Source organism: Pseudomonas sp. EA_65y_Pfl2_P78 (assembly GCF_963970495.1).
GTDB classification, from domain to species: Bacteria; Pseudomonadota; Gammaproteobacteria; order Pseudomonadales; family Pseudomonadaceae; genus Aquipseudomonas; species Aquipseudomonas baetica_A.
In genome coordinates this window covers 45,354-53,622 of the sequence record NZ_CAXAON010000036.1, presented here as the reverse complement: position 1 = coordinate 53,622, position 8,269 = coordinate 45,354, and the positions used below count along the sequence as shown (strand labels likewise).

Here is an 8,269-nt window from a genome sequence, read left to right as displayed (position 1 = left end):
TCTACTTGGTCGACAACTGACAATTTAAAAGTCAGCGTGTAATCGCGCTGACTACGTTTTGCGCCCGTATCCATTGCACCCTCCTGATAAGAAGCCAGAAGGTGTAAACCTTATTCAGGACGAGACAGTGGACGCAAAAAAGCCCGGCTGATCAGGCCGGGCTCTTCGATGGGACAGTGGTGGCGCCAGTGATTCATGCAACGCGGCGTTCGATCAGACGATCCGAGCCACCCTCGGCAACACGGCGTTCGATCAGACGATCCGAGCCACCCTCGGCAACACGGCGTTCGATCAGACGATCCGAACCCCCTTCAGCGACACGACTTTCAATCAACCGATCCGAGCCGCCTTCAGCGACCAGGGTGTGAACGGGAGTGGCGGCAAAAGCGTTAACTGCGAAAACCGAGAAAGCGAGGCTGAGAAGGGTTTGGCGTTTCATGATCGTGTGCTCCGAGGTGTATTGGGTTTGTCTGGAGCCGATGTTACGCCGCGGATTTTTTATGAGAACTTCATTGACGTGATGGTGACTATCGATGCCAGCGATGTCTGCCCGAACCCCGTCCTACGGGGCTATTGCCCGAATACACAACTCCCCGGTTGCGCGGGTCAGCGCCAACGCATGCAACGCGTCATGGGTCAGACCGCTGCGCGCCTTGGCGAGCCAGGCCGGGCAACTGGAATCATGACGATAAGGCGCAAAGTCGGCATATTGCTGCAGCAGACGGGTTTGCAGTTCATCCAGACGCGGGCGAATCTGCTTGCCCAGATCCGGGCGCGGCGTGTTCGGCGCGGCACCGGCCGCTTGCCATTGGGCCAGCAAACCGTATTGCACCAGTTTGTTGGCTTCCATTTGCGCGGCAATCAACTGCGAGACATCTTCCGGATCGAGCTTGCGCTCGCTGGCCAGCGTGCGGGCATTGGCGATGACCTGCGCTTCCCGTGGGCTGTCCTGAATCGGTTTGCCGCTGTCCCACTTGGTCAAAGCGACGAGATCGCCGATATTCAGGCGTTCGTTCAGTGTCAGCAGCAACGGTTGCAAGGACTCAGGAGCTGGCGTCGATGTAGCAGCGTGAGAAGTGCCAGCGAGTAAGGCTAGGCCAGTGCTGATCAGCAGCTTTCGAAAGGGGGGCATTAACAGAACCTCAATGGATGACATTAACGGGTTGTTGTTTACCACAACTGCGAACCGACACATAACAGACCCATGCCCGTTACACAGACAAGGTGCGCAAGAATCAACACTGACTGAAATGTTAATTGCACCCCGCACCCAACTCACCGAAGCTATCCTCAATCAGCCTTCCCGCCGTCGAGATGGACCTCATTTAATGCAAACCCCCACCGCCACCAAACCCCTCTGGCAAACCTACCTGCTGTTCCTTGCGCCGATGGTGCTGTCCAACTTCCTGCAATCGATGTCGGGCACGATCAACAGCATCTACATCGGTCAGATGCTGGGCACCCAGGCGCTGGCGGCGGTGTCGGGCATGTTTCCCGTGGTGTTCTTTTTTATCGCCCTGGTGATTGGCCTGGGTGCGGGCGCGGGGGTGTTGATCGGTCAGGCATGGGGGGCGCGCGAATCGCACATGGTCAAGGCGATTGCCGGGGCAACGCTGTTGCTTGGGGTGTTGATTGGTCTGGTGGCAGCGGTGTTGGGCAGTGTGTTTGCGCGGCAGGCGTTGACGGGGTTGGGCACGCCCGCCGACGTGCTGGACGATGCGGTGGCGTATGCCCATGTGATGATGTGGATTTTGCCGTCGCTGCTGGCCTTTGTGCTGTTCACGCAGTTGTTGCGCGGGGTGAGCGACACGGTTTCGCCACTGCTGGCACTGATGGTGTCGACCTGTGTGGGGCTTGCGCTGACACCGGCGTTGATTCGTGGCTGGTTCGGCTTGCCGCAACTGGGCATCCAGAGTGCAGCGTTTGCGGGGCTCGCCGGCAACCTGTCGGCGATGGCGTGGCTTGCATGGCGGCTGATCCGCAAGGGTCATCCATTGGCGCCCGATCGCGAGTTCTTTAAAGCGCTGCGCCTGGACGGGGTGATTCTTGGCAAGGTCCTGCGCATCGGCCTGCCGACCGGCGTGCAGATGATCGTGCTGTCGCTGTCGGAACTGGTGATTCTGGCGCTGGTCAACCAGCACGGTTCGCAAGCGACGGCGGCGTATGGCGCGGTGACGCAGATCGTCAACTATGTGCAGTTCCCGGCGTTGTCGATTGCGATCACCGCTTCGATCCTGGGCGCACAGGCCATCGGGGCCGGGCGGCTGGAGCGCATGGGGCCGATCCTGCGCACGGGGCTGTTGATCAATGTGTGCCTGACCGGTGGCCTGATTGTGCTGGGCTATGTGCTGTCGCACTGGTTGCTCGGGTTATTCCTCACCGACGACTCGACCCGAGCAATGGCTGAACACCTGTTGCACATCATGTTGTGGAGCCTGTTGGTGTTCGGTTTCCAGGCAATCATCGGCGGGATCATGCGCGCCAGTGGCACGGTGTTGGTGCCGGTGGTGATTGCGATTGTCTGCGTGGTGGGCGTGCAATTGCCGGCGGCGTATTGGCTGGACGGGCACTTTGGCTTGCAGGGTGTGTGGATGGCGTTTCCGGTGGCGTATCTGGGCATGCTGGTGTTGCAGACGTTGTATTACAAACTGGTCTGGCGGCATCAGAAGATTGAACGCCTGGTCTAGTGGTTGGCATAACCGCCCGTTGTTTGCTTAAGTCAACCGAGTCCCTCGACGGCAAGCGCTGCCCGGAGAACCCCATGTCGATCCGATTGCTGTTGGCCGCTGTGTTGTCCCTCTGCGCTGTACCCGCCGCGCGCGCTGTCGAGTACACCCGGGTCAACACGCATGCCAGTCAGATCAGCTTCACCTACAGCCAGATGGGCTCGCCGATGTACGGGACCTTCGGCCAGTTCGACGCGACGCTGGACTTCGATACCGACAACCCCGCCAGCGCTCACACCTTCTTGCGCATCTACCTGAAGAGCATTGATGCCGGCAGCGAAGATGCCAATACCGAGCAGGTCAAATCGGCATGGTTCGACACCGGGAAATTCCCGGTGGCGGTGTTCGAATCGGGTCGCGTCAGCCAGGTTTCCGACAATCACTACCTGATCGACGGCAAACTCACCCTCAAGGGCATCACCCGCGAAGTGCAGGTGCCGGTGCAATTGAAATCAGGCAGCAATATCGGCATTTTCGACGGTGCATTGCTGCTCAAACGTGATGAGTTCGGCCTCGGCGCGGGGGAGTGGGCGGACACCTTTGTGTCCAGGGACATCGCTATCAAGTTCAAGATCGTGGCACCACAGCGCTGAGGTGCAGGCATGTCCTTTCAGTGGCTGCCAAACAACTGGCGGATCAGGTTGGGGGTGCTGCCGGTCCAGCGCTTGAATGAGCGGCGAAAGTTTGCCGCATCACTGAAACTCAGGTACTCGGCCACTTCCTCGTTGCTCATGCCTTTGACCTGATACAGGTACAGCGCGACGTGTTTGCGCACCAGGTCCACTTGTTGCTGGAACCCGGTGTTGTGTTTTTGCAGCTTGCGCTTGAGGGTGGCCGGGCTCATGGCGAAAACCTGTGCGGCTTGTTCCAGGCTTGGTGGCTGACGGACGTGATCCTGCAAGTGGCGATACAGGCAATCGGTGAAGCTTTCGGCAAAGCCCAATTGCTCGATCTGTCGCAAGGCTTCCTGGCGGGCGACCTGACCGGCCGTCGCCGATGCTCCCGGCCATGGCCGGGCGAGAAATTCCCGCGGAATGCGCATCAGATCCAGCGGTCGCTTGAACTGCGTGTGCTCGCCCAGGTGCACCCAATATTGCTCGACATAACGCGGTTCAGCGTGACTGAAACTGCATTCCCATGGCAGGCGCTGGCCGCTGAGCCACTGACTCATGGCCACCAGCGAAGTCATGCCTGCTTCCAGCAGAAACCGCCATTGCTCGCCGGCGCCGCAGCTGTCCAGCCAGTAGATGTAGGCAAAGCTGTCATCGAGTAACAGGCGCGGCGTCATCAATGGACTGAGCAGGGCCTGTTGCTGCACCAGTGTGTCAAGCGCTTGATGCAGGTTTTGTGCGTGACGCAACGCATGGCTGGCGGCCCCGTAGTGCCCGGGCAGCAAGCGTTGACCGAACAGGAAACTGCTGTCATCGGCGTCGAGTAAACGGCGACTGTTACCGATCAGACCGAGAAACTGCTGCGCACTGAGGCGAGTCTGGCCGGCCAGAATGTCTTCGTGAAACAGCCCCGTGCCGCGTAGCAGCCGATGGCTGTCGATGTCCCGCGAGAGCGCCAGGTCGATCAGCGTTGCGGGTTGGTAATGCCCGGGAATGAAACGACTGTCGGTTTCGTACCAATTGGTTTTGACGGTCATGGTTGGCCTCAGGCGCTTTTGGCCAGCGGCGACTTGGCGCGTGCCAGCGCCAGGTTCAAGCGTTTGAGCAGCACTTCAGGCGTTTCCTCCAAAGCCATCACCACCGCTGTGCTGGCCGACAGTTGCAAGCGTTCGCCATGTTGCCGGGTCTTGTGCGCCAGGGCCTGCACGCTGAGTTGCAGTTCTTGCGCCAGCAGTTGCGCCTGACGCTCGCCGGTATTGGGTAGCAACACCACAAAACGGTCGCCGGCCAGACGACACAGCAGATCCTGACGGCGCAGGTTCAGCAGCAGCAAATGGCTGAGGGCTTGCAACACGGCATCGCCTTCGACATGCCCGTAGGCCTGATTGATCGCGGCGAAGTTATCCAGGTCGAGCACCAGCAACGACAGTGGTTGTTGCTGCACGAGGCTCTCGGCGAGGCTGGCGGTCAGTTGCCGTTTCAGGTAATCGGCGCTGCCCAGCGGAGTGAGTTTGTCGAACAGCCGATGCTCACGGAACAGTCGCTCGCGTTTCTCCATCTGCGCGCTGATTGCCAGTTGCTCACGGTGCCAGTGATAGATGCCGATGGTCAGCAGGATCATGCCCACGGGCATCGGCCCGGATTCGAGCCAGTGATCCCAAGTGATGCTGGCGGGCAGACGGATGAACTCGTCGAGCCAGTCGATCCACCAGGAAAAGAAAATGCAGCTCAGGCCCAGTGCCAGGTAGTTCGTGACCCGTCCGGCCGGGCGGCTTTTCAGCACTAGCCCCAGCCAGACCAGTGCCAGCAGCGCCGAACCGCCTTCGCCGATGATGTCCAGCCAGACCCACTCTCTGGACGATTTGAGCTCCCCGCACGCCAGAAGCAGGAGTAACCCGAGGTTGGCCGTCAGCAGCAGTGCGGCGAGTTTCCAACGGTGGGGTTTGAGCACTGAGAACATGGCCGCGATCCTTTGGCGAAAAAGCAATGCGCGCCAGCACAGCAGATGTTTGTGACAGCCGGGTGACGGTGGCGGGAGGTCGAATCAGCTCACTGAGGCAGGTGAATTTTTTCAAAAACACCTCCGGCCCTGTGGGAGCGGGCTTGCTCGCGAAGGCGTCGAGTCAGTCAACGCATCGCGCCATGACACACCGCCTTCGCGAGCAAGCCCACTGCCACAGAGAGAAGTCGTGTGCGCAAGAGGTCATTTCAGCTCATTTGTCGCGGTGAATGCCGGCAAACCCCCGGTTTACAGGGTCCTTCGCCCAACCCTGTCACAGAAGCGTCATGCCTCATCCCTAGCTTGCCCTTCCAGTTGCCGGGCCACTTGCCTGGCCTGACCGGACTCTTATGGGGGAGGACACACATGTACCAGCGCAGCAGTTATCCGCGCAGCGGCACCGTCGGGCTCTTCAGTTTCACCCTGACCGCTTTGGCCATGGCGATGACCAGCGAGCGCTTGCACGCTGCCGATGCCAGCGCCAATGTCGAACACGTCGAAGTGGTCGGCCAGGCGGCGAGCATCGACTCGGCGCTCAAGCAACAGCGTCGTTCCGACAATATCGAAAGCGTGGTGCATGCCGACGGCGTAGCGCAGTTGCCGGACGAGAACGTTGCCGAGGCGGTGCAGCGCTTGCCGGGCATCAGCGTTGAACGTGATCAGGGCGAAGGGCGCTTTGTCAGCGTGCGCGGCCTGGGGCCGGACCTGAACAGCGTGACCATCAACGGCACGCTGGTGCCATCCCCGCAAAGCGAACGCCGCGCCGTGGCCCTCGACGTCTTGCCTTCAGAGTTGGTGCAGTCGCTGTCCGTCATCAAGACCCTGACCCCGGACATGGACGCCAACTCGCTGGGTGGCACGGTCGATGTCAAAAGTCTTTCGGCGTTCGATCACAAAGGCTTGTTCTACACCGGCAGTACCGAGGCCAGCTATGACAAGAACACCCACCAGACCAGCCCCAAGTTCTCCGGCGCGGTCAGCGACCGATTCAGCCTCGGCGATGGCATCGACAACTTCGGTGTCGCCGCTGCGCTGAGTTGGCAAAAGCGCGATTTCGGCTCGGATAACGTCGAAACCGGCGGCGCCTGGGATTTTGCGCGCGGTGCGCAATTGGAAGAGTTCGAACAGCGTGACTACGACATCAGTCGCGAACGCACCGGCGGCGGCCTGAACTTCGATTACAAACCCGACGACCTCAGCAGCTATTACCTGCGCACGCTGTACAGCCGCTATAAGGACAGCGAGACACGCAACTCCACCAGCATCGAGTTTGCCGACCCGCAGGCAGCCGGCGTACTGGGCGATGCCGAAGGCAAACGCAAACTCAAGCAGCGCGAGGAGACCCAGGAAATTCAGTCTTACGTGTTCGGTGGCGAACGCATGATCGGTCTGTGGACGCTCAGCGGTCAGGCCGGCTACAGCCGTTCCAGCGAAGACAGCCCGGGCCACATCGCCAACGCGGCGTTCGAGGGCAATGACGATTTTGCCAGCAGCGGTTTTTACAGCAACGACAAGCCGCGCCCGATCCTCGGTGAGGATTTCTACAACGCCAATCATTTCACGCTCGACAAGGTCGACTGGGAAAAGCAGAACACCACGGACACCGAGAAGAACCTGCGTCTGGATCTGGCCCGGGACTATGACTTGAGCGGTTATGCGTCTCAGGTCAAATTCGGCGGCAAAGTCAGCCGTCGTAACAAGGACAACGACCTCGATGCCTGGGTCTACAAAGACTTCGATGGGCTCGGTTTCAGCGACGATGCACTCAACCTCAGCCGCTTCGCCAAGGGCTCGGTGGATTATCGTCTCGGCCAGTTCGGGCCGGGGATCAGCACCCGTGCAATCAAAAACCTGATCGGCGGGCTGAACCCAGACGACTTCTATGACGAGACCGAATCAACGGTCAACGACTTCAAGATGAGCGAGGACATCAACGCCGGTTACCTGATGAACACGATCGATATCGATGATTGGCGGTTCATCGCCGGCCTGCGCTATGAGGGCACCGAGTTCGAAGCCAAAGGCACCGGGGCCACCGACGGTGACTTCCAGGCCACCGAGACCAAACGCCGTTATCACCACTGGTTGCCCGGCCTGCATGCGCGCTATCAACTGGATAAAAACACCCAGGTGCGTGCGGCATGGACCAAGTCCGTGGTGCGTCCGACGTTCGGCCAGCTCGCCCCGGGGTTTGTCATCGATGACGATGAAGCCACGTTCGGTAACCCGGATCTGAAACCGCTGGAGTCGAGCAACCTTGACCTGGGTATCGAGCACTACATGGGCCATGCCGGCACGGTGTCGGCGTTCGTGTTCTACAAAGACATCAAGCACTTCGTCTACAACACGGATCTGGCCGGCTCGGGTGCCTGGGCCAGCTTCTCCGAAGCCCACAGCTTTGCCAACGGCGACAGCGCCAGACTCTATGGCCTGGAGTTGGCGTACTCGCAGAAATTCGATTGGTTGCCGGCACCTTGGAACGGTCTGTTACTGGGGGCCAACACCACCTTCAGCCGCTCGGATGCCGAGATCGAAGGCTTCGACGCCGCCAGTGGTCGTCACCGCAAACGCAGCATCGATCTGCCCAGCCAGTCCGACACGGTCGGCAACCTGATGCTCGGCTGGGAAAACGACAAGGTCAGCCTGCGCCTGTCGGCCAACTACAAATCCGATTACCTCTACGAATTGGCTTCGATCAATGACAAGGCGCATGACCTGCACGTTGATGCGCAGACCTTCGTCGACTTCAGCGCACGTTATTCACTGACGAAGGACCTGCAACTGAGTTTCGAGGCGCAAAACCTCACCGATCAGCCGTATTTCGTTTCCACCGGCAACCGTTCCTACAACGGCCAATACGAAGAATACGGCCCGACCTACAAGCTCGGCCTGACCTTCACCCACTTTTAATCCCCGGATGGCGGCCGGGTGCC

Annotated in this window: 6 protein-coding genes and 1 pseudogene; 3 read left to right on the top strand and 4 right to left on the bottom strand. The window is 59.9% G+C overall.

What is annotated here, in order from left to right; all coding sequences use genetic code 11:
• Positions 1-196: 196 nt before the first annotated feature.
• Both AACY02_RS22570 and AACY02_RS22565 read right to left on the bottom strand, forming a co-directional pair.
• Positions 197-439, bottom strand: a pseudogene (locus AACY02_RS22570) (hypothetical protein); the annotation flags it as partial.
• 123 nt (positions 440-562) lie between these two features.
• Positions 563-1,132: a chorismate mutase gene (locus tag AACY02_RS22565; RefSeq protein WP_339433851.1), complete on the bottom strand. Its 570-nt coding sequence runs from the start codon at positions 1,130-1,132 to the stop codon at positions 563-565.
• Positions 1,133-1,328: 196 nt separating this feature from the next.
• Here AACY02_RS22565 and AACY02_RS22560 point away from each other — a divergent pair, with 196 nt between their 5' ends.
• Together AACY02_RS22560 and AACY02_RS22555 are read left to right on the top strand one after the other, a co-directional pair.
• Entirely contained in the window at positions 1,329-2,687 is a 1,359-nt protein-coding gene (locus tag AACY02_RS22560) for an MATE family efflux transporter (RefSeq protein ID WP_339433850.1), read from the top strand.
• 74 nt (positions 2,688-2,761) lie between these two features.
• Positions 2,762-3,319 carry a YceI family protein gene (locus AACY02_RS22555; RefSeq protein WP_339433849.1) on the top strand — a complete coding sequence of 186 codons (558 nt, stop codon included), beginning with the start codon at positions 2,762-2,764 and terminating at the stop codon, positions 3,317-3,319.
• Positions 3,320-3,336: 17 nt separating this feature from the next.
• Here the strand turns inward: AACY02_RS22555 and AACY02_RS22550 are convergent, their stop codons facing one another.
• Both AACY02_RS22550 and AACY02_RS22545 read right to left on the bottom strand, forming a co-directional pair.
• A complete protein-coding gene (locus AACY02_RS22550) occupies positions 3,337-4,374 on the bottom strand; it encodes an AraC family transcriptional regulator ligand-binding domain-containing protein (RefSeq protein ID WP_339433848.1) in 1,038 nt (345 codons plus the stop codon).
• Between the two features lie 8 nt (positions 4,375-4,382).
• Positions 4,383-5,297 carry a GGDEF domain-containing protein gene (locus tag AACY02_RS22545; RefSeq protein ID WP_339433847.1) on the bottom strand — a complete coding sequence of 305 codons (915 nt, stop codon included), beginning with the start codon at positions 5,295-5,297 and terminating at the stop codon, positions 4,383-4,385.
• Positions 5,298-5,702: 405 nt separating this feature from the next.
• Between AACY02_RS22545 and AACY02_RS22540 the strand changes: the two genes are divergently transcribed.
• The gene (locus AACY02_RS22540; protein ID WP_339433846.1) at positions 5,703-8,246 is read left to right on the top strand and encodes a TonB-dependent receptor; all 2,544 of its coding nucleotides are present in this window, start codon (positions 5,703-5,705) and stop codon (positions 8,244-8,246) included.
• Positions 8,247-8,269 lie beyond the last annotated feature (23 nt).